The following is a 23,099-nucleotide window of genomic DNA, read 5'->3' as shown; positions in this document are numbered from 1 at the left end:
GTACCCAGATAGGCCAGTATAGTACTGGAAAATCGTTATGAAACTCTAGTGCGTTTCTTTTTTCACTGCACTTATTCTTTATTGAATTAACAAAGATCAATGTTAGGAGCAGGTATTATAGAAAGCCAGTTGCACGCTATAATAGTTCGAACTTCAATTTCAGAGATAAATTTACATGAAACGCAGCGTTTTCTTCATATCTGACGGAACAGGCATTACTGCTGAAGCACTGGGTAATGCATTATTAACGCAATTTGAAGGGATAGAGTTCGAAAGAAACGTCTTACCTTATATCGACACAATTGAGAAAGCTCAAACAACCGCTGAAAGAATTAACAAAGCGTTTATCACAGACGGCCAAAAACCCATTATCTTCGACACGGTAGTGGATAAAGAGATTCGCTCCGTGATACGAACGTGTAACGGTTTTCCGATTGATATTTTTGAAACCTTTCTATCCCCTTTGGAACGAGAACTGGGCCACCAATCTTCGTATACGGTAGGAACGTCACACTCCATCACCGAAGAAGACACCTACAAAAGCAGAATCGACGCAGTTCATTTTGCACTCGATAACGACGATGGTATCAGGACAAAAAATTTCCGAGATGCCGATATCATTCTAATTGGCGTATCCCGTTGCGGAAAAACACCTACCTGCATATATATGGCTCTTCAATACGGTTTATGCGCTGCCAACTACCCCATTACCGAAGAAGACATGCGCGACGGCATGATCACACTGCCAAAATTTCTGAAAGAGAACCAACATAAGCTGTTTGGGCTCACCATCAATGCTGAAAACCTATCTAACATTCGCAATGAACGAAGAGCGAACAGCCGCTATTCTTCTCTTGCTCAGTGTGAGATGGAAGTCGATTCAGTCGAAGAGTTATTTATCAAGGAAGGCATTCCTCACATCAACAGCACTTTTTTCTCGATTGAAGAAATATCTGCCAGAATTTTGAACATCACTGGCATTGAGCGTAAAAACTGAGGACGAAAAAAAAGCCACAAATTGTGGCTTTTTTTACAACATCAGGTTTTATCTTTCAATCTCAGCGCGTGCACGAAGCGACTGTTGATATGCCTGATAATCCAAACGAGCCGCTTGGTTACCCTGAAGCTGCAGCGTAGACTTAATTTCTTCTTCATCAAGTTGTTCCGCCTCAATAATTTGATCAAGACGAATCACAACCACATCACCATTACCTAATGAAACGCGGTCGAAACTTCCGGACTCTGAAGCCCCAATCGTAAACGCTTTATTATTAATTGCGGCATTCACAGAGTCTGTTGTGCGTCCTGCACTTTCAATCACCGACCAGGAAAGGCCAGGCACTTCGGTGAAGTCTTCCAGAGCCTTACCTTCACGAAGTTCTTTTAAAAGCGCTTCCGCAGCATCACGAGCCTTCTGCTGTGCCAACTCAGAAGTTAATGCAGACACGACCTGCTCTTTAACTTCCTCCAGAGACTTAACTTCCGGAACGATGTGATCAATCACCCGAATCACAACCGACTGTTCATCGCTTAATTCAATCAAATCACTGGTCCGGGCATCTGCAATGAATTCTTCATTAAAAATCTGATTGATGATTTGAGCGTTGCTGGTTACCTGATCGGCACCGCCTTCTCTGGTGATGTAATCTGTGGTCACAACCTCCAACGATAGCTCTGACGCCACTTCAGCCAAAGTATCCGCCGAGAATGCACTGTTCGCCAGCTCTTCACCTGCAGCAACGAACGCTGTTTTGGCTTCAGACACGCGAAGTTCTTGCTCTAATCTAGGTTTCATTTCTTCAAAAGTAGGAATGTTTTGTGTACGAAGATCAGTCAATTTGATTAAGTGAACACCAAAGGTTGTTACCACCGGCTCAGACATCTGCCCTTCATTCAGAGCAAAAAGCGCGTCTTCGAAAGGTTCAACGTAGGTACCTGTGCCCGCAAATCCTAGATCACCACCTTGTTGAGCAGAACCTGGATCATCAGAAAATTCCTTAGCCAAATCTTCAAAAGACTCACCTGCATCAATACGTGCTTTAAGATCTGAAATCTTTGCAATCGCAGCTTCCTCGGATACTTCGTCGTCAACGGCTACCAGAATATGAGAGGCTTTTCTTTCTTCAGTTACTTCCATCTCACGAACGCTCTCATCGTAAAGCGCTTTTAGGTCTTCTTCATTGACTTCTACACCTGCTGTGTAATCGTCCAAGGAAACAGTAATGTATTCAACTTTGACCTGCTCTTCGGTTTTATAATTCTGGGCATTGTCTTGATAATAAGTTTCGATTTGTTCGTCAGAAAGCTCAACCTTATCATCCATAGAAGAACGGGAAATCGTTGTGTATGCATAATCGCGACGCTGCTGCTCAAGGGCAGTTAAACGCTTTGCTTCTCGCTCGGTAACAAATGCAGTTGAAGACAGTGCACCACGCACCTGGCCAATCATCATATCTTCACGGGCCATCTCACGGAAACCAACACGGGTATAGCCCAAGCTTCGGATGGCCGAATCAAATGCTTCCTGAGAAAACTTACCGTCTACCTGAAAAGTAGGCGCATTTACAATCATCTTATCCAGCGCCTGATCTGAAAAAGAAACACCTTGGGCCGAAGCGTCGGAAGCAATAATCTCGCGACCGATTAACTCTTCCAGGGCAGCGTTACGAATCAAATTATCATCGATCAAGGACGGGTCAAACCCTTCACCAAACCGAGAATATAATTCCCGCTTCTTCAACTCTATTGCACGCTGAAGGTTTACCTCAGCAATGTCTTCGCCGTTAACAGTAGCTGCTGGCTTTTCACCGTTAAAGCCGCCAACGATGGCATCTACGCCCCATAATGCAAAAACTAAAACAATCACGCCTACCAAGATCTTGGCAAACAGGCTTTGTGTGTTATTCCTGATACTCTGAAGCATAGCTTAACCTAGCTTATCCCTATCTATAACAATTCAAATCAGATGCAAAAGCATCTTTCTCAAACAAAAAAGGCGCATCAGTTGATGCGCCCCGTATATTGGCGGAACAGACGGGACTCGAACCCGCGACCCCCGGCGTGACAGGCCGGTATTCTAACCAACTGAACTACTGCTCCTAAAATCTATGTAAACAGATTTTAGTTTACGGCATCCTTCAACGCCTTACCTGCTTTAAATCCTGGGATTTTAGCAGCAGCGATTTCGATTGGCGCACCAGTCTGAGGGTTACGACCTGTACGTGCTGCACGATCTTTAACAGCAAAAGTACCAAAGCCAACCAATGCAACTTGATCACCTTCTTTTAGAGCACCAGTAATTGCAGAAATAGTTGCATCTAGAGCACGACCTGCTTCAGCTTTGTTGATGTCAGCAGATTCAGCAATAGCTTCGATTAATTCAGACTTATTCACATTATTCCCCTTTAAAAAGTCAGCAGTATTTAAACTGATCTAATAATTCCCTGCGGTGCATTTTGTATCTAACAGGAAGAAAAAATCTATCAATTACCTATCTATCCTGTCAAGCATATAGAAGGCGGGTTTCTCTGTCCCGAGCACGCTCAGTTTCTTATTTAAGTGCGAGTTATTTTACCTAAATCTTCACAAAAGTAACTGCCCCAAAGTACTTTTTTTCTACTTTGAGGCACTTTTTTGTAAATTAATGTGCATTAATTCGGTCATCACCGCCATCGACGTCACTTTTTTTGTCATTTACACTTTCATTGCCAGGTTCAGGCACGTATTCCAGCGCGACATCCAAGACTTCATCGATCCATTTAACAGCACGTATTTCGAGGTCTTCTTTGATATGAGATGGTATTTCCTTTAAATCCCGAACATTATCATCCGGGATAATAACGGTCTTAATTCCGCCTCGATGAGCAGCTAATAACTTTTCTTTCAGGCCACCAATTGGCAGAACCTGTCCCCTCAGGGTAATTTCACCGGTCATTGCCACATCACAACGCACCGGTACACCAGTCAATACAGAAACCAGCGCCGTGCACATTGCAATACCCGCACTCGGCCCGTCTTTTGGCGTTGCCCCTTCAGGCACGTGAATGTGTAAATCCTGGTTTTCGTAAAAATCATCCGGAATACCCAGGATTTTTGAACGACTACGAACAACAGTCGTTGCAGCCTGGATAGACTCCTGCATCACATCACCCAAAGAACCGGTTTTGATCGTTCTGCCTTTACCCGGCATGGCAACCGCTTCGATGGTTAACAGTTCGCCACCCACCTGAGTCCAGGCCAGCCCCGTTACTTGACCAACCTTATTCTCTTCTTCAGCAATACCGTATTTAAATTTCTGAACACCAATTAAATCTTCAAGATGAGAAGGCTCAACCTGCGCTTTATGTTCATCACCCGTCACCACAGACTTAACCACTTTACGGCAAAGCTTAGCAATTTCACGTTCCAAACCACGAACACCAGACTCACGGGTGTAATGACGAACCAGCTCACGAATAGTTTCTTCCGGAACTTCAAGCTCACCGTCTTTCAGACCGTTATCTTTGCATTGCTTTGGTATCAGATATTTTTGCGCAATATTTACTTTTTCATCTTCGGTGTAACCTGGAATTCGAATTATTTCCATTCGATCCAGCAAGGGCGCAGGAATATTCATCGAGTTCGAGGTACAAATAAACATCACATCCGAAAGATCGTAATCGACTTCCATATAGTGATCATTAAATGCATTATTCTGCTCAGGGTCCAACACCTCCAAAAGCGCTGAAGCCGGATCACCACGTTGATCCATCCCCATCTTGTCGATTTCATCCAACAAGAACAGCGGGTTTTTAACACCGACTTTAGACATCTTTTGAATCAGCTTACCCGGCATTGAACCAATATAGGTTCTGCGGTGGCCACGAATCTCTGATTCATCACGCACGCCACCCAAAGCCATACGCACGAACTGGCGGTTCGTAGCACGGGCAATGGATTTACCCAAAGACGTTTTACCCACACCAGGAGGACCAACCAAACACAAGACCGGTCCTTTAAGTTTCTTCACTCGTTTTTGAACGGCAAGGTACTCAACAATACGATCCTTTACTTCTTCCAGCCCGTAGTGATCTTCATCCAAAACCTCTTCGGCTTTATTTAAATCCAAGCGAACTTTAGAACGTTTTTTCCAAGGAACATTGACCAACCAATCCAAGTAACCACGAACCACAGAAGCCTCAGCCGACATCGGCGACATCATTCTCAACTTTTTCAGCTCAGAACCCGCCTTCTCTCTTGCTTCCTTAGGCATGCCGGATGAGTCAATGCGCTTCTCAAGTTCATCCAGCTCACTTGAGCCTTCGTCCATTTCACCCAGCTCTTTATGAATCGCCTTAACCTGTTCATTAAGGTAATACTCTCGCTGGCTTTTCTCCATTTGCTTTTTAACTCGACCACGAATCTTTTTGTCCACCTGAACCACATCCAGTTCACGGTCAATGATTCCCAAAATCTGGTCATAGCGATCCAGCGGATCTGACAACTCAAGTAACGCCTGCTTTTCAGGCACCTTCAATGACGTAAAGTGAGCAGCCAAAGTATCCGTTAAACGATTCAGAGAAGAAATATTCTTAATGGCACTCAGCACCTCAGAAGGTACTTTCTTGCTTTGCTTAATGTACTTTTCAACTTCTTCAATTGCGGTATCTATAACCTGCTGAAACTCTTCACCCTTAAGCTCTTCCGATTCAAGCAAGGTTAAATTAGCCACCATGAGTTCATTCTGAATTTCAACTGCATCAATATTTGCGCGCTGCAACCCTTCAACCAATACTTTTACTGTTCCGTCAGGCAATTTAAGCAACTGTAAAATTGTGGCTACAGTCCCCACCTGGTACAAGTCGTTCGCTTGAGGGTCGTCCAGATTGGCATCTTTCTGAGCAACCAATAAAACTTTCTTATCCGCAGCCATTGCTTCTTCGAGCGCAGCAATGGACTTTTCTCTTCCTACGAACAATGGAATAACCATATGCGGAAACACAACCACATCACGGAGAGGTAATACAGGAACACCGTTCGTTTTTTCAATCTCAGTTGCTGTCATAAACACTTCCTCTAAATAAATACCGGCGTGCAGAAAAGATAAAAAGAAACCGGCGTAACAGTCTTTAAGATTATGTGGGGATTAAAAGTATAAAAACAAGGAAAAGGCCCTAAAAAGGGCCTTTATTTTTTAATCTTCAGAAGATGCGACCTTGGGTGCGTCTTGAGATTCATAAATAAGAAGGGGCTCAGCGTCTGAGCTAATCACGCTCTCATCAATCACGACCTTACTCACATTCTCTTCGGATGGAATACGGTACATGGTAGATAGAAGTACAGATTCAAGAATTGAACGCAGACCACGAGCACCTGTTTTACGCACTAAAGCTTTTTTAGCCACAGCACGTAATGCTTCATCTCTGAATTCAAGCTCTACACCTTCCATTTCAAACAACTTGATGTATTGCTTTGTGAGAGAATTCTTCGGTTCAACCAAAATCTCGATTAAAGCATCTTCATCCAGTTCTGTCAGTGTCGCAACCACAGGAAGACGACCAACAAATTCCGGAATCAAACCATATCGAACCAAATCTTCAGTCTCGACTTCATTCAGCACTTCACCAACTTGTTTAGAGTCGTCTTTGCTGGATACCACCGCAGAGAAACCAATACCACTTTTCTCTGTACGATCACGTATTACTTTATCCAAGCCCGCAAATGCACCGCCACAGATAAACAAAACGTTTGAAGTATCAACTTGTAAAAATTCCTGCTGAGGATGTTTACGTCCGCCCTGAGGAGGCACAGATGCAACAGTCCCTTCGATAAGCTTCAACAATGCTTGCTGAACACCCTCACCCGATACGTCACGCGTAATGGATGGGTTATCAGACTTACGAGAAATTTTATCAATCTCATCAATGTAAACAATGCCCATTTGAGCTCGTTCTACATCATAATCGCATTTCTGAAGAAGCTTCTGAATGATGTTTTCCACATCCTCGCCCACATAACCCGCTTCAGTAAGCGTGGTAGCGTCAGCAATCGTGAAAGGAACATTCAATAAACGTGCAAGCGTGTCAGCCAATAATGTTTTACCACTACCGGTCGGACCAATCAGAAGAATATTACTCTTACCTAATTCGACTTCACCGGCACGGTCACCATAGCGCAAACGCTTGTAGTGGTTATATACAGCAACCGATAAAACTACCTTAGCCTTATCCTGACCAATGACGTATTCGTCCAAGGTCTCTTTGATTTCCAGAGGCGTAGGTAAACGATCACCCTGTGATTCAGCTTCAGCTTCCTGAACCTCTTCACGGATAATATCATTACAAAGATCAACACACTCATCGCAAATGAAAACCGAAGGACCAGCAATCAGCTTCTTTACTTCGTGTTGACTCTTACCACAAAACGAACAATAAAGAAGTTTTCCGTTATCGTCGCCTTTGTTTTTGGTTTCGTCGGACATCGACTACTCCGTATCTTTCTATACACTGCCATAAAAAATGGCTTCATTTTAGGCTATATTAGGACGCCTATACTCGTCTGTCGAGTACTGCATCCACTAAACCATATTCTTTTGCCTGATTTGCCGACATAAAGTTATCTCGTTCGGTATCACGCTCAATGGCCTCTAAAGGCTGCCCGGTATGATCTGCCAACGTTTGATTCAAACGATCACGAAGGTCAAGAATTTCCTGAGCGTGAATCTTTATGTCTGATGCCTGGCCTTGAGCACCACCGCTTGGCTGGTGAATCATAACGCGCGAATTAGGCAAGGCAAAACGCTTACCTTTCTCCCCTGCCGCCAACAAAAATGCACCCATTGAGCAAGCCTGCCCAATACACATAGTGCTTACATTCGGCTTAATGAATTGCATTGTGTCATAGATCGAAAGACCCGCAGTCACAGAACCACCAGGAGAGTTAATATACAAATGAATATCTTTGTCTGGGTTTTCTGACTCAAGAAACAATAACTGAGCAACAATCAAATTCGCCATATGATCTTCAACCTGGCCAACAAGAAAGATCACACGCTCTTTTAACAGACGAGAATAAATATCGTATGAACGTTCGCCTCGAGAAGTTTGCTCGATAACCATTGGAACAAGCGCTGCACTCGGATCAGTTACATTCATACCTTCAGTTGAAGAAAACTGGTTACCAAAAGGATAGTTAATCATTAACTGCCCACTCCCTAAAGAATTTCGGATTTCCCTGAAAAACTGCTCAAATTGTAAGCAAAATCAGACTATTAGTTTTATTTGTGTACTCTGATACAAAAATAGCACCTGTCGTTGCCGAATGGAACCACTCGCGACAGATGCTATTGATTTAATCTCTAAACAGAGTGTTCAGGATTAAGCTTGGCCTTCAGGCTTAACTGCTTCCTGATAACCCATCGTTTTTTCTTCAACCTGAGCTGAAGCTAACACTTTTTCAACAACCTGCTCTTCCAAAACTACCGCTTTCAGCTGATTCAGCTGTTCAGGGTTGTTCTTGTACCAGTCAATTACTTGCTGAGGCTCTTGATAAACAGATGCCATTTCCTGAAGCATCGCATCTACTTTTTCGTCGTCTGCAGTCAATTCATTCGTTTTAATGATTTCCGCAACAACCAAACCTACATGAACACGCTTCTTAGCCTGATCCTGGAACATTTCAGCCGGAAGAGACTTAGGATCAAAACCCTGAGCACCACCGCCAAACTGTTGTACAGCCTGCTCACGCATGCGATCGATTTCTTCATTCACAAGAGATGCAGGAATGTCAGTTTCGTTTTGCTCAACCAAACCATCCATCACTTGTGTTTTAACTTTGTTCTTAACCGCTTGAGATAGCTCGCGTTCCATGTTTTTCAACACTTCAGCACGGAAAGACTCTTCGCTGTTGTCCTGCACGCCGAAACGCTCATAGAACTCTTCGTTCAGCTCTGCCAGCTTCTGCTCAGAAACCGCTTTAACAGTTACAGTAAACTGTACTGCTGCACCTGCCAGATCTTTGTTGCCATAGTCTTCAGGGAAAGTAAGATCCAGTACTTTTTCTTCACCGGCTTTAGCGCCCACAAGGCCCTCTTCAAAACCAGGAATAAAGCTGTTTGAGCCCAAAACTAACGGTGCGTTTTCAGCTTTGCCGCCGTCGAACTCTTCACCGTCTTTAGTACCAACATAATCAATCGTTACCTGATCGCCATCAGCGGCAGCACGATCAACTTCTTCCCAAGTAGCTTGTTGCTTACGTAGGATATCGATCATTTCAGCAACGTCTTCGTCTTTAATTTCTACGTTCGGACGAACAACACTGATTGCTTCAAGGCCTTTTGGCTCAATTTCAGGGTAAACTTCAAATGTAGCAACATAAGAGAATTCACCTTCTGAAGCAGCTTCAACAGGCTCAATAGAAGGAGCACCCGCTGGGTTCAACTTCTCTTGCATTACCGCTTCAAAATACGTTGAACGCATTAATTCGCTTAGAACTTCCTGGCGAGCACCTAAGCCATAACGACGCTTAACTTCGCTCATTGGAACTTTGCCAGGGCGGAAGCCGTCAATTCGAACGCGCTTAGCAGTGTCTTTTAGGCGGTTATTCACTTCTGTATCGATACGATCAGAAGGAATACCTACTGTCATTTTGCGCTCTAGGCCTGATGTTGTTTCTACTGAAACTTGCATGGAACTTCCTCAAACTTAACTTAATTCGTAGTGACGCCAATTTATTGATGCACATTCCAGCACCAGTACGGCAAAAAAATAAACCGCTACTTTAAGGATTGATGCCAAAGGAATCAAGAAAAATATGCAACGAACAAAATACTGGCACAGTTATAGACAAAAGCTGATATTAATTGACTGTACAGGGTCTTAAAAACAGAAAGGAAACATAAAGAATGGTGCGGAAGGAGAGACTCGAACTCTCACGCCGTGAAGCACTGGAACCTAAATCCAGCGTGTCTACCAATTTCACCACTTCCGCAACAAGTATCTTGATGATGGCGAGGGTGGCAGGAGTCGAACCCGCGACCTACGGCTTAGAAGGCCGTTGCTCTATCCAGCTGAGCTACACCCCCAACTCAAGATGGACGCAGATTATAATCAGCTTTTTTTCTCGGTCAACCAATAATTTTTATTTCACCCAAATTTATTCATAAAACATGAAATATCTTTTTGCCCTTAAGCGGTGGTCATGAGAAAATGCGCGCAAATTTTACCAGCCCTGCAAAAATAATGGTTATTTTCAATTTACAGTGAAATAAAAACTATCGGCAGGACACCCATCCAGAGGGGTATCAATCAAAATGACAGCTCAAATTATCGACGGAAAACAAATCTCTGAAAACATCAAAAAGGAGATAGGCGAGCGCGTTGCTGACCGTGCAAAGCAAGGCAAGCGAGCACCAGGACTAGCCGTTGTCCTCGTCGGAGGAAACCCGGCATCTCAAGTATATGTGGCCCATAAGCGCAAGTCCTGCCAACAAGTTGGCTTCCTTTCTAAGTCATTTGATTTGCCTGAAAACACCTCCCAGGAATCCCTGGAAAGTCTGATTGACGAGTTAAATGAAGATGAAGCCATCGACGGCATTTTGGTTCAATTACCTCTGCCAGCCCATTTAAATGCAGACGACCTTCTGGAACGCATCAAACCCGACAAAGACGTAGACGGTTTCCACCCTTACAATCTGGGTCGATTGGCTCAACGCTTACCCGTTCTGCGCCCCTGCACCCCTAAAGGCGTAATCACTTTACTGGAATCCACTGGCGTTGATCTTCACGGAAAACATGCTGTTATTGTGGGCGCATCCAACATTGTCGGTCGACCAATGGGCCTTGAGTTACTCATTAAAGGCTGTACGGTCACCACAACACACAGATTCACTAAAGACCTTCCGGGACATTTGGCACAAGCGGATATCATCATTGCCGCCGCCGGCAAGCCAGACCTCGTAAAAGGCGAATGGGTTCCAGAGGGCTGTATCGTAATTGATGTAGGCATCAACCGCCTGGAATCAGGCAAGTTAGTTGGCGACGTAGGTTTTGAAGAAGCACAAAAACGAGCTGGCTGGATCACACCCGTACCAGGAGGGGTAGGCCCAATGACGGTTGCAACCCTAATGGAAAATACGCTGTACGCTTGCGAGACCCTGCACGACAAATAAGCAGCCTGTTATTCACAAACACAAAAAAGCCGGCAACTCGCCGGCTTTTTTGTGCTTAATACATGGATCAGCCCTAGCGCCGACAACGGCTTAACCGCCAGAGTTAGCCCACGTATCTCTCAAGCCAATCGTTTTATTAAACACCAGTTGCTCAGGCTTGCTGTCATAACGATCAATACAGAAATAACCTTCACGCTCAAACTGGAAACCCTGCTCCGCTTCAAATTTTGCCACTCCCGGCTCTACGCGCGCAGTGGTAATTTTTGAAAACGCATCCGGATTGATTAATTCCAAAAAGCTTTTTTCTTTGTTGCCGTCCGGATTCTCATCCAAAAACAAACGATCGTAAACTCTAACTTCAGCCGGTAAAGATTCGGACTCAGATACCCAGTGAATCACACCTTTCACTTTACGACCATCCGCCGGATTTTTACCCAACGTTTCCGGGTCATAAGTACATAAGATTTCTACAATCTCACCCGATTCATCTTTTATCACCTCGTTCGCCTGAATTACATAGGCATTCCTTAGACGAACTTCTTTGCCCAACACCAAACGCTTGAACTTCTTATTTGCCTCTTCACGAAAATCCTCTTTATCAATCAGGATTTCGCGTGTAAAAGGCAGCTCTCGATTACCCATTTCCTTTTGCGGATGAATCGGTGCAGAAAGCGTTTCCACCTGGCCTTCTGGGTAATTAGTGATGGTAATCTTCAGAGGATTCAAAACACACATAGCGCGTGGCGAATTCTCATTCAAGTCATCCCGTATCGCAGCTTCTAACATCGCCACATCGACGGTACTGTTTGCCTTTGCCACACCAATAGAATCACAGAAGTTACGAATAGCCGCCGGTGTGTAACCACGACGACGCATGCCTGAAATGGTTGGCATACGCGGATCATCCCAGGCACTAACATGCCCTTCATCCACCAACTGCTTTAGTTTACGCTTACTGGTCACCGTGTAATTTAACTGCAAACGCGCAAACTCAATTTGCTGAGGGTGGCATTCCAGTGAAATGTTGTCCAACAGCCAATCGTAAAATGGGCGATGATCTTCAAATTCAAGCGTACATAAGGAATGAGTAATGTCTTCCAGTGCATCAGAAATCGGATGAGTAAAATCATACATTGGATAAATACACCACTTATCCCCTGTCTGATGGTGCTCTGCAAAACGTATGCGATAGATGATAGGGTCACGCATATTCATATTTGGCGAGGCCATATCAATCTTGGCACGCAACACCATTTTCCCTTCTTCAAACTCACCCTTACGCATGCGCTCAAACAAGTCCAGATTTTCTGCAACCGAGCGATTACGGTAAGGACTGTCTTTACCCGGTTCGGTCAGGTTACCCCGATGTGCTCGGGCTTCTTCCGGTGTCAAATCGCACACATAGGCTTTGCCGTTCTCAATCAGTTCAATCGCGTACCCATACAAGGCGTCAAAATAGCTGGAAGAAAACTTAACATCATCACTCCACTGAAAACCAAGCCACTCAACATCGTTACGAATAGACTCGATGTATTCGGGATTCTCTTTCTCAGGATTAGTATCGTCAAAACGAAGATTACAGATACCTTGATACGACTGAGCAATACCAAAATTCAAACAAATAGACTTAGCGTGACCCACATGCAGGTAACCATTCGGCTCCGGAGGAAAACGTGTGATCACTTGATTGTGCTTACCACTGGCTAAATCTTTATCAATAATCTGACGGATAAAATTACTTGGCGTATTTGGTGCTTCAGAAGCTGTCATATCTAAAATTCACTATCCCTACAAACAAACGTGTTTTTTTAAAGCGTTCAAAATCGTATCATTGTACCTTCGAGCACAAGTTAGTGCTACCGATCCATGTTACGGTCGGTTGATTCTTTTATATTAATTTTAACAAAGCATGAGGCTTTCCATGATCCGTCTAACCACCAATTTTGGTAACATCGATATTCAATTAGATTACGAAAAGGCACCAAATACCGCGAAAAATTTTGAAGAGTACGTAAAAAGCGGCTTTTACGATGGCGTGATCTTTCACCGGGTAATCGATGGCTTCATGGTTCAGGGTGGCGGTTTCGACGCTGACATGAAAGAAAAAACCACGAACGATCCAATCAAAAACGAAGCGAACAATGGCCTAAGCAACATGACAGGCACCATTGCAATGGCTCGCACCATGGACCCTCATTCAGCATCAGCACAGTTCTTCATCAACGTGGCTGACAACACATTCCTGGATCATACAGCAGAAACGATGGAAGGCTGGGGTTACGCAGTTTTCGGTAAAGTCGTAGAAGGCATGGACATCGTAAACCAAATCAAGAAAGTTTCGACAACGGTTCACATGGGCTACCAGGACGTACCAGCTCAAACCGTAACCATCGAAAAAGCAGAGATCATCGAAGAGTAATTTCCTCTATATGACCACTCTGTTTATTTCAGACTTGCATCTGCAAGAAGAACGCCCGGACATTACCCGGGCGTTTTATCGATTTCTTGATGAAAAAGTCCAGCCTCAAGACACCCTTTACATCCTGGGTGACTTCTTTGAAGTTTGGGTCGGCGACGACCTGATGACAGATTTTCAGCGAGAAGTAGCAGAAAAACTGGGCACCCTAAAAGAAAAGCAAGTAACCACCTATTTCATGCATGGCAACCGCGACTTTCTGGTCGGCCAAAAATTCTGTGACATCGCAGAGGCAACCTTGCTGCCTGACCCGCACCCTGTTCGGCTCGGTCTGACACACGCCCTGCTCTCCCACGGCGATGTTTGGTGCACCAGTGATGAAAAGTACCAACAGTACCGCAGAGTGGTTCACAACCCTCTGGTGCAATGGTTTTTTTTAAAGCTGCCTAAACGCATTCGCCAAAATATCGGTGCCAAACTTCGCTCTCAAAGTAAATCCAGAGACATCAGCGACTACAGTATTCTGGATGTCACCATCGACACCATAGAACAGGTCATGATTGAAAAAAACGTGCCGTTAATAATTCACGGCCACACTCATCGACCTCAACGCCACCCTATGCCGGAAATAGCCCAAGCCCTTCAATGCTCGAACGCTGAAAGAATTGTTTTGGGCGACTGGGACAAAAAAGGCTGGTTTCTGAGCTACGATAAAGGCCAGCTGGTTTTAGTGGATTTTGATATTAATCAATAAGGAAGCTGTATATTTTGCAATACTGAATGTTCTTCTGCTAATCACTTAGGGAGCATCATCATAAGCTCCCCCGAAAGCGTCATCATAATATATTGAGTACTTTATGGATTTCATCTGGATTCTGATTGCCTACATTTTCGGCTTCGTTATTAAACAACTGGGATTTCCTCCTCTGATTGGCTACCTACTTGCAGGTTTCGGCCTCCATGCCTACGGCTTTCAAGCAGATGATCTTCTTTACGCACTGGGCAAATACGGCGTCATACTGCTGCTGTTTACAATCGGCCTGAAAGTTCAGATTAAAGACCTTACCCGCATCGAGGTCTGGGGCGGAACATTGTTTCATATGGCCATCTGGACCAGCTTGCTGACCGGCCTGTTTACTTTATTATCCGCCACCGCGCTACCTTACTTCACTGATTTAACACTCCAGTCATCCGCCATCATCGCCTTTGCACTTAGCTTCAGTAGTACTGTGTGCGTGGTAAAATTACTGGAAGAAAGCGGAGAAATGAAAACCCGCCACGGTAAGTTAGCCATCGGCATTTTGGTCATTCAGGATCTTGCTGCCGTATTATTCTTGGTCTTTGCCAAGGGTGAATTACCCAGTATCTGGGCGCTGGGCTTATTGCTTTTGGTATTCTCCAAGCCGTTTTTAAAGATATTGCTAGACCGCTCAGGGCACGGTGAAATGCTCCCGCTCACCGGCTTTCTGTTTGCTTTTGGCGGTTATGAGCTGTTCGAACTGGTAGGCATGAAAGGCGATCTAGGCGCGTTAGTTTTCGGAGCCTTACTGGCTGATCACCGAAAAGCCGGAGAACTGGCCAAGTCCCTTCTAAGTTTTAAAGACTTGTTCCTGATTGGTTTTTTCTTAACCATTGGCTTCACTGCTCTGCCAACCCTGGATATGTTCTTCATCGCTCTCGGTGTTTGCCTGTTATTGATATTTAAAGCTGTATTGTATTTTGGTCTGTTAACAGGGTTAAAACTCAGAGGAAGAACGTCTTACTTATCTGGCTTGTCCTTAATGAATTTCAGTGAATTCGGCCTTATCGTGATGGTACTCAGTGTTAATTCCGGCTGGCTGGACAACAACTGGCTGGTGATTGTGGCCCTGGCTGTATCCATCTCATTCGTTTTCACCAGCATTTCATACAAAGGTGCGCATGTATTTTACGCCAAGAACAAGCACCTGATCCGTCGCTTCGAATCCGAACAACGCCTGAACCGGGATATTTTTTGTCAGCCGCCCAACGCCGAAGTATTTGTGATCGGCTTAGGCCGGGTAGGCCAAGGGGCCTATAGGTCTCTTTACAAAGAAATTGGCGAGCGCGTTTGCGGCATTGATGCAGACAACCGCACCATCAAAAACTTATCAGAGGATGGCATGCCCGCAGTACTCGGCGATGCAGAAGATGCCGACTTCTGGGACAACATCAACCTGAACAAAGTAAAACTGGTGATGCTTGCTCTGCCCTCCATTGACGATATGCAAAACATTACCGAACAACTTCGCTTTAACAACTATAAAGGCTCGATTGCCGGCATCGCTCGATACGCTGACGAGCAACTGCTGCTTCAAAGCTACGGTATTGATCATGTATTTAACTTCTTTTCAGAAGCAGGTACAGGCTTTGCTGAGGAGAGTTTAAAAATCATCAACGAGCCTCAGTAACGAGGCTCATTGTATGACTTAAAAATAAATAGAAGTTAATAGAGTTACTTTACTGGGACTACTTCGTAGCGACACTTATCAGTGGGACTACTTCGTAGGGACAGCATTCACTGGGACACCACTATGGAAGCGGAACTGAGGGTCCGGTGATTCAATGGCTTCTTTTTCAATCTGAGCAAAAAACGCGATCCGATCATCAATGGGCTCACCAGCATACTTTTCAGCAAGGGTGATATAGTCTTTAAAATGTCGCGCTTCCGATTTTAAAAGCGAGGTATAGAATTTCTCCAGCTCTTCATCCAAGTGCGGGGCTAATTTAGAAAAACGCTCGCACGATCGAGCTTCAATTAAAGCCCCCACAATCAGCGTATCCACAACCCGATGCGGGTCTTGTTTACGAATCTCGCTCCCAAGCAACCCTGCATAGCGAGAAGGCTTATGGGCTTTATACTTCAACCCTCGTTTTTTAATAATTTTCATTACCTGTTCAAAGTGAACTAGCTCTTCACGCGCCAAACGTGACATTTTATGCAGTAAGTCAGGCTTATCCGGATGCTTGAACATGAGATTCAGTGCCGTTCTGGCGGCGCACTTCTCCAGATAAGCATGATTGATCAACAGCGTTTCCTGATTATCCAGAGCCTCCTGAACCCAAGCGTCGGGGGTTTCACAAGGTAAAAAGGCTTTCAGTTCTTCGAGGGCTTTCGGGTCTACTTGCTGCATTTCTAATCAACTTCTGGTCTCGTAAATTCGAGCAGGCATTATAACCAAGTTCAACGGACTCACAACTGATTCAGAACAAGTTCCATTCAACACCCAGTCTTCCCCCGTTCAGGTTCAACGTTTTACGTTTCAGACCACAACCAAGTCTTTTCCACAAAACTGGACAACCCCTTTTTGCGCCAACGCTCTTCCTGATCAATCAACTCCTGCTCAGAAAGCAAGTTGAAAACGCCTTGCCAAAGCTCGGTTAACTCACGTTCATCCACAGAAAACGGTGGGCCTGACGCAATATCAGTGTCGTATTCCAGCGTTACGATAAACAATCGTCCGCCCTCATTTAGCAACTGCTTACTGTGATCAACGTATTCAGCGCGCATGACGTCAGGCAAGGCTACCAAGGCAGCCCGGTCATAAATCACATCGAACGTTTGACCTTTGAATTTCAGATAATCACCAATATAAAGATCAATCGACAGTTCTTTACAACGAAACACGATGAACGATGCACCTTCTATCGATATGTCACTTCTTTGCGCCGATAAATTATTTTCTTTCAAAAAATGATGCGCGGCAATTTCAGACAATTCAACGCCCACAACCCGACAACCCTGCTGAGCCAACCAAATCATATCGACCGATTTACCACACAAAGGAACCATTACTTTGGACTGCGCTGTTAATTTCGGAAAGTAGTTCACTAATCCGATATGAGCATCTTGCTGATGAAAACCTATTTGATTAATTTGCCATTTGTTATGCCAGAAGTTATGTTCCATTCCGAATTCCAATTGTCCTATGAAGGATCGACTTAAAACCTATGTTAAATCGCATTATGACATTGAAACACGCTTCCAACTGCTTATTGAGTGTATTTTTTTTAGGAATGACTGCGTGTGCCTATTACCCTCAAACAGAAGTACAGTGGCAGTCCGAGCTGGAAATGAATCACCCATTGGTTGGCCACATCATCAAAACCGATACACAGCACAGTATTTCTGACAGCCAGTTAGTGGAAGAGCTTGCTGAAGCGGACTATGTGCTGATCGGCGAAAAACACGACAACCCGGATCACCACCTGCTTCAAAACTGGCTACTCACTCAGCTGCTGCCCAATGCGAAATACCAAGTAACCTATGAAATGATGACCTACGACCAGCAAAGCCAGCTGGACACGCTAAACGCATCCTCCCTAACAAGTGACATAGCAACGGCCGCCAACTTTCAAACCTCAGGTTGGGCACCTCAAATGTACCTGCCTCTGCTTCAGACTTCGCTAAACAAAGGCGCAACCATTTCTGGCGGCAACCTGCCCAAAGAACAGATCATGACCCTGTATTCAGCAAACCCGGCGTCTCTCAAACCCGCCAACCGATTCACCACCATGAATGTGCTTAACGACGCTCAAATGTTAACGCTGGACAAATACATTTTTGAACAACACTGCGAATTAATGCCTATGTCCCAGGTTGGGCCTATGAGCAAAATCCAAATAGCGAAAGACGCCAGTTTAGCGTTCTCGATGGTCAATTCATCAGCCCCCAAAAACATACTCATAACCGGTAATTTTCATGCGAACAAAACACTTGGCGTTCCTGTTCATCTGGCGCAGCTAGAACCCAAAGCTACCAGTCTGATTGTACAAATAGTGGAAGTTGAACCGGGCAAAACAGAACCTTCTGATTACCTGAAGGTCGATGATCAAACGGCCGATTATTTATGGTTCACACCCAAGTGGAGTAACAGAGACTATTGCGACGACATCAAAGCCAAAGGCAATCAGCTTTAACTCTTAGTACCAATGAGTTTTAAACCCCGCAAACAAAAAAGGCAGCCAAAGGTCACTTTAGCTGCCAAACGCTCACCACTAGCAAGTTGGTAACCGGTGGGGCTTCTGTAAAACTCAGCCAGAACCCCTAACAAGAGAAAAATATACAATCAATTAATAACGCACTACGGGGTGCAACTCGCAGCTGGCAATCCGTTGATCCAGGCGGCAATCAGATCAACTCCTTCCTGATGCACCGTCGAACGACCCAGTTCCGGCATACGATGACGCTGATCATTCGTGCTCATTCTGAACAACAAATACGAATCACCTGCATCCTGCGGCACAACGTCGGCTGAATAGTCTTCATGACCGCCGGCCACGGGCACTTTACAAGTACCAAACTTGGTCGGATTGTCAGCATAAACACGGTTATATTCCACATTCACGCCACTGCTTCCCGCTGGCCCTGCGTAATTTGGTTCAGGCAAACTAAGCTCAGAGCGATGACAATGCGCACAGTTAATATCCAGGTAGGCTTTTGCTGCGTCATCCACTTCTGCGGCCGTCAAAGCGCCAATATCCGTTGAATCGTCAAACACTGGCGCCTTAGACACAGTGGATAAATCCGCTGGCAAATTGTCCAAAATGCCCTGCTCTTGCCAATAAACAAGTTGATTCATACTGCTGTCGGCGTAATCAAAGTCCCGATTCAAGAACCTTGCTTTAGGCCCGATCGGTTTGAAAATTGCCTGACGACGGTCATCTGGCCCCTGTAGAATAGGCACTACAGAGTGACATGAAGTACAGGACGTTGCCTTAGGCACCTGATAAGTGAAGTTCAAATCCACGCCGTTATGATTGGTCGTCATATTTGCAATGCTTTTGCCTGTAATGGCCAAAGAAGCATCGTTTTCGGTGTCCCAATAATAAGGCAGCGCTTTCCATCCTGACTCGCGATGAACCAAAAGGCGCGTTTCAATCACGGTTTCTGCGCCGTCTCTGAACGCGGTGTTCTCCGGCAAGGCAAAGGTTTTAACCAATACCGTACCCACCGGGAAGTCCAGAACCTCATTTTCGGTATACTCGGCTTTTTCACCTTCAGGCACAAAAACATAGCGATACTTAGTGGCATAATCCGTGAACAACGCGGTCGATAAGCCATAAGGCATACCACCAGTGTTCGGATTATCAGTAGGATCAGAGCTGTCCTTAAACAAATTGTAATCGGACAAGTTCGGGCAGGTTTTCGTCATCAAAGCATTCCAATTGACGCCTATAGTTTCTGCATCGCACGAACCTTCCTGACCATCAGGCGCACCGGCACCGTCGTTTACCGAACTGGAATTGGCCGTTGGAGCTGAACTGCTTGAGCCAGACGAGTCACTGTCACTGCACGCACTCAACCCTAAGGTCGTTGCAAGCAACACCAAGCTGCCACACATCAGTTTATGTAGTTCTTTCATTTTCATAACATACACCTTCTAAGCAGACAGACTTATAAAGAACAGGCCGGTTCAGCCAGGTCATCACCAGAACAGCCGTAAGTCTTCCCACGGAAAGTCACTTCTGTTGGCGCCAGCCGATCCAAGGTGCAGTTAAGCAGTGTGGCATTGCCCTGCAATGGTTCGCTTCGTAAGGTAGGCACCGGGTTACCGTCGCCATCAAAGTTAGCAGGTGCATTGTCGGTAGGGTCCGTGCCATACACCAAACCAATGTTCACATCCGGGAACTGAGGCAAAGCCGCCGCTTCATTATCATTGATATTGTTATTGGCACAAATCAAGTCAGCAGCCGTGTATGGGTTATAGTTAACACCATCATCTATGGCATCCTGATCAGTGATCAAACCGTTAAACGCAGCCAAAGCGCCTGCATTTGAAAGTAACTCACCAATGCCGCCGTACAGAATGGCCGGCATAGTTTCGCCTTTTCCACCCAAAGCAACAGGTGCGGTGTAACCATTCACGATATCAGTAAGCAAGGTTCCGCGAGGATTTGCACCTGAACGCTTGATGATGTTGTCGTGCATATAAACGTTTTTGATTTGCGGGCTCCAACCATTGGCCATGGTTCCGCCATAATTTGCCGGATAATTGGCCACATCCGCATCGGATAAGAAATAACTTGCTATCTCAATGGCTGAGGTTTCGTTATCCGTCAATGTATTGTTGTAAATTTCCACACCACTGGTGGCAAAAATCAAAATACCCGTACCCGGAGGAACAATGCTCACCGCACCACCACCGGCAAAGTTTTCAGCATTATTGGCGTATGATTCATTATTAAATACGCGGACGTTTCCACCATAAGCCTGATCCAGCCCAGGCAGATCAAACACCAAAATACCGCCGGTATTACCCACCGCCAGGTTGTTATACACATCAGCATTGTTTGAGTTCTCAATCTCAATGCCTGCCACGTTTTCTTTGGCTATATTGTTACGCACCACAATGTTATTGGACTGGCCAACATAAATACCGGCATCCGCAGAACCACGGGCATAGTTATGCTCCATTAAGATGTTTTGACTCTGCAGAGGATACAACCCATATGCACCGTTATCCGCTTCCAGAGCACCTTCCCAGATGGTCGCGGTATACGTTAGATGAACACCGTTAACGCCCACCACTTTAATGCCGTTTTTATTGGCCTCGTAAACACCAAAATCACGAATAGTAATATCGAGACCAGCTTCAAAACGAAATGCGTCATCCCCGGTAGCCCCGGTGAAATCGAGCTTAGTGTCTGTAATTCCATAACCGGTTAACGTTAATTCATTGGCGTTAGCAACCGTAATCGTTTCATCAACCACGAAACTGCCTTTAGGCATCACCACGGTGCTTCCCGCAGGGGCATCAAACAATGCCAGCAATAAGTCTGCCGTGATGTTGTCTCCATCCTGAGCGTTTGGAGCAACAAATATGGCGTCCGAAGGAAACGCGTAGCCGGACGTTGTCACCAACGAAGGATCTTGATTTCCATTACCATCGGCACCAGCAGCGCCTGCTGCACCATCAGCCCCATTAAGACCGTTGGTTCCGTCTTTTCCGTCATCACTGCTACAACCCGCTAACAAGGCAGCGGTTAGACACAAGTACAAGCTTTTCTTTAACCAGGCAGGCTTCAAATTTCGATTCTTCATTCCTAATCTCCAAACACTTATTTTTGTAATTATTACGAGTTAGAAATTAAAGAGTTTGGCTACCGCCGACGAGCAGAAGCTATTTTCAAATTACAAAACTCATATGCAAATTCTTGAATAGTCAGTATTTACAGGGGTTAGAAAGGGTTTGCAATTCAATGAATTATGGTTGCTCAAAAACTCCATTTGCACTTTTTGAGCAACATTCTGAAAATTAGGCACCGAGTTCGCAGCCTACACCTAAGAATTTACCATTAGTTTTTTTGAATGGTTTCTTGCCGGTAAGAAGTGGGTGACAAAGACATAATGTCTTTAAAAGCACGATTGAAAGAACTGATAGAACGATACCCCACATCCAAAGAAATATTTAAAATGGGCACTTCTGGGTCTTCAATTAAACGCTGAGCAGCCTCACTGATCCGCAACTGATTTATATAATCATTGAAATTACGATAGCCCATGGTTTGATTGATTAAAGTTCGGGTTTTATATTCAGGCAACCCGATTTCTTTTGCCAACATTCGCAGCGTTAAGTTCTCCGTGCGATAAAAACCTTTCGCCATAACCGTATGCAACTTCTTTTCATCTTCTTTCTGAAGTGTATTTTCGTCTGGCACAGCATCAGAAACAGTTTCTTTCTCGCCTTCAAAAGCAGGTTCAAGTTCCTCCTCAGCCTGCAAAATCAACTCCGCTGGAGGCTTAGGCTCGGGAGCCTCACCATATAGCGCACCGGTTCTGCCTTTAAGCATGAGAAGCGCCACCGTAAATGTGGACACAGACACAATGATTGCGCGAGTGTATTCACCCGCCAAACGAAAATTCAAGGAGACCACCGCACTGCCAACAGCAAAGCCAACAATCACCAACATCGCAACCCGTAACCGACGACGAGACTCCACCAAATCATTCGACCAGTTGGAAACAATGACCCATAAACCATTTAAAATTACCGGATATTCCAGCCACTCCCCGAACGTCCAGCCAAAGAACTGTATACCTCCCTCAACCACATCTCGATCCCAGAAAGCTCGGGCGGTAATAGGAGCCAATGCGGTGTAAAGCGCCATCACGGCCCAAACCGACTTTAATTTGGGCCGATCCGTAAACGCAAACTGACATAAAAGCCAAAATAACCCCGGCACCATGACCTGCAGATCAATGGTGAACCAGTGATATTGAGAGGGCACCAAAGGGTGCAAAAGAAACCCCCCTGCCGCAAATAACAACGCAAGAAACACCTTGGCAACGGTTAAACGGCCAAAATCACGGGCAATTAATACAAAAATCAATGACAAACACGCCAACCCGAAGCCAGTTAAAAACTCCACACTTTACCCTCAACCAGAACGTCACAAGCTTCCATTTGGAAGTCTTCCATATGGAAATAATACTACCCAGAGGTCAGTATGCTTTGAAAGGAAATAATTAATAAAACTATCAGAAATGAATAACTGCATGCCAGATCCAGGGTTTTC

Annotated in this window: 18 protein-coding genes and 3 tRNA genes; 6 read left to right on the top strand and 15 right to left on the bottom strand. The window is 45.0% G+C overall.

The genetic code is table 11. The annotated features are described in order from the left end of the window. Positions 1-175: 175 nt before the first annotated feature. Positions 176-997, top strand: coding sequence for a posphoenolpyruvate synthetase regulatory kinase/phosphorylase PpsR (gene ppsR, locus ABD744_RS02955; protein WP_344795293.1), 822 nt, complete (start codon positions 176-178; stop codon positions 995-997). Positions 998-1,045: 48 nt separating this feature from the next. On the opposite strand, the gene ABD744_RS02950 is transcribed toward ppsR, so the two are convergent. From ABD744_RS02950 to ABD744_RS02910, 9 genes are all read right to left on the bottom strand, one after another. After that, the gene (locus ABD744_RS02950; protein ID WP_344795291.1) at positions 1,046-2,923 is read right to left on the bottom strand and encodes a SurA N-terminal domain-containing protein; all 1,878 of its coding nucleotides are present in this window, start codon (positions 2,921-2,923) and stop codon (positions 1,046-1,048) included. Positions 2,924-3,022: 99 nt separating this feature from the next. After that, positions 3,023-3,099: transfer RNA gene (locus tag ABD744_RS02945), tRNA-Asp, on the bottom strand. 21 nt (positions 3,100-3,120) lie between these two features. Further along, entirely contained in the window at positions 3,121-3,432 is a 312-nt protein-coding gene (locus ABD744_RS02940) for an HU family DNA-binding protein (protein WP_344797701.1), read from the bottom strand. Positions 3,433-3,640: 208 nt separating this feature from the next. Then, positions 3,641-6,043: an endopeptidase La gene (lon, locus tag ABD744_RS02935; RefSeq protein WP_425562112.1), complete on the bottom strand. Its 2,403-nt coding sequence runs from the start codon at positions 6,041-6,043 to the stop codon at positions 3,641-3,643. 129 nt (positions 6,044-6,172) lie between these two features. Next, a complete protein-coding gene (gene clpX / locus ABD744_RS02930) occupies positions 6,173-7,459 on the bottom strand; it encodes an ATP-dependent Clp protease ATP-binding subunit ClpX (protein ID WP_344795289.1) in 1,287 nt (428 codons plus the stop codon). Positions 7,460-7,526: 67 nt separating this feature from the next. After that, on the bottom strand, positions 7,527-8,132 hold the full coding sequence (clpP, locus tag ABD744_RS02925; protein WP_344797697.1) for an ATP-dependent Clp endopeptidase proteolytic subunit ClpP: 606 nt from the start codon (positions 8,130-8,132) through the stop codon (positions 7,527-7,529). A gap of 222 nt (positions 8,133-8,354) precedes the next feature. Then, positions 8,355-9,665, bottom strand: a complete 1,311-nt coding sequence (tig, locus tag ABD744_RS02920) for a trigger factor (RefSeq protein WP_344795287.1) — start codon at positions 9,663-9,665, stop codon at positions 8,355-8,357. Positions 9,666-9,881: 216 nt separating this feature from the next. Beyond that, positions 9,882-9,966 (bottom strand) — tRNA-Leu (locus ABD744_RS02915). Positions 9,967-9,983: 17 nt separating this feature from the next. Next, positions 9,984-10,060 (bottom strand) — tRNA-Arg (locus ABD744_RS02910). Positions 10,061-10,288: 228 nt separating this feature from the next. Here ABD744_RS02910 and folD point away from each other — a divergent pair. After that, positions 10,289-11,146, top strand: a complete 858-nt coding sequence (gene folD, locus ABD744_RS02905) for a bifunctional methylenetetrahydrofolate dehydrogenase/methenyltetrahydrofolate cyclohydrolase FolD (RefSeq protein WP_344795285.1) — start codon at positions 10,289-10,291, stop codon at positions 11,144-11,146. A 90-nt stretch (positions 11,147-11,236) separates the two neighbouring features. Here folD and ABD744_RS02900 read toward each other — a convergent pair whose 3' ends face one another. Then, complete coding sequence (locus ABD744_RS02900) at positions 11,237-12,916, bottom strand: glutamine--tRNA ligase/YqeY domain fusion protein (RefSeq protein ID WP_344795283.1); 1,680 nt, start codon at positions 12,914-12,916, stop codon at positions 11,237-11,239. Between the two features lie 151 nt (positions 12,917-13,067). Between ABD744_RS02900 and ABD744_RS02895 the strand changes: the two genes are divergently transcribed. The 3 genes from ABD744_RS02895 (at position 13,068) to ABD744_RS02885 (ending at position 15,991) form a co-directional block, all read left to right on the top strand. Next, entirely contained in the window at positions 13,068-13,565 is a 498-nt protein-coding gene (locus ABD744_RS02895) for a peptidylprolyl isomerase (RefSeq protein WP_344795281.1), read from the top strand. Between the two features lie 10 nt (positions 13,566-13,575). Beyond that, positions 13,576-14,316 (top strand): UDP-2,3-diacylglucosamine diphosphatase, encoded by a 741-nt coding sequence (locus ABD744_RS02890; protein WP_344795279.1) that lies wholly within the window; start codon positions 13,576-13,578, stop codon positions 14,314-14,316. 103 nt (positions 14,317-14,419) lie between these two features. Next, positions 14,420-15,991: a cation:proton antiporter domain-containing protein gene (locus tag ABD744_RS02885; RefSeq protein WP_344795277.1), complete on the top strand. Its 1,572-nt coding sequence runs from the start codon at positions 14,420-14,422 to the stop codon at positions 15,989-15,991. Between the two features lie 87 nt (positions 15,992-16,078). Here the strand turns inward: ABD744_RS02885 and ABD744_RS02880 are convergent, their stop codons facing one another. Together ABD744_RS02880 and ABD744_RS02875 are read right to left on the bottom strand one after the other, a co-directional pair. Then, a complete protein-coding gene (locus tag ABD744_RS02880) occupies positions 16,079-16,714 on the bottom strand; it encodes a MiaE family protein (RefSeq protein ID WP_344795275.1) in 636 nt (211 codons plus the stop codon). 122 nt (positions 16,715-16,836) lie between these two features. Continuing rightward, the gene (locus tag ABD744_RS02875) at positions 16,837-17,490 is read right to left on the bottom strand and encodes a methyltransferase domain-containing protein (protein WP_344795273.1); all 654 of its coding nucleotides are present in this window, start codon (positions 17,488-17,490) and stop codon (positions 16,837-16,839) included. 41 nt (positions 17,491-17,531) lie between these two features. Here ABD744_RS02875 and ABD744_RS02870 point away from each other — a divergent pair, with 41 nt between their 5' ends. Then, positions 17,532-18,500, top strand: a complete 969-nt coding sequence (locus ABD744_RS02870) for a ChaN family lipoprotein (protein ID WP_344795271.1) — start codon at positions 17,532-17,534, stop codon at positions 18,498-18,500. Positions 18,501-18,664: 164 nt separating this feature from the next. Here ABD744_RS02870 and ABD744_RS02865 read toward each other — a convergent pair whose 3' ends face one another. The 3 genes from ABD744_RS02865 to ABD744_RS02855 all read right to left on the bottom strand — a co-directional run bounded on the left by ABD744_RS02865 (position 18,665) and on the right by ABD744_RS02855 (position 22,952). Then, positions 18,665-19,951, bottom strand: a complete 1,287-nt coding sequence (locus ABD744_RS02865; protein ID WP_344795269.1) for an SO2930 family diheme c-type cytochrome — start codon at positions 19,949-19,951, stop codon at positions 18,665-18,667. A 26-nt stretch (positions 19,952-19,977) separates the two neighbouring features. Then, on the bottom strand, positions 19,978-21,624 hold the full coding sequence (locus ABD744_RS02860; protein WP_344795267.1) for a parallel beta-helix domain-containing protein: 1,647 nt from the start codon (positions 21,622-21,624) through the stop codon (positions 19,978-19,980). A gap of 254 nt (positions 21,625-21,878) precedes the next feature. Further along, on the bottom strand, positions 21,879-22,952 hold the full coding sequence (locus ABD744_RS02855; protein WP_344795265.1) for a helix-turn-helix transcriptional regulator: 1,074 nt from the start codon (positions 22,950-22,952) through the stop codon (positions 21,879-21,881). Positions 22,953-23,099 lie beyond the last annotated feature (147 nt).

The organism is Litoribacillus peritrichatus, from assembly GCF_039537985.1.
Taxonomy (GTDB): Bacteria; Pseudomonadota; Gammaproteobacteria; order Pseudomonadales; family Litoribrevibacteraceae; genus Litoribacillus; species Litoribacillus peritrichatus.
Note: the sequence above shows the minus strand (reverse complement) of the source record. Positions and strands in the feature narration are given on the sequence as shown.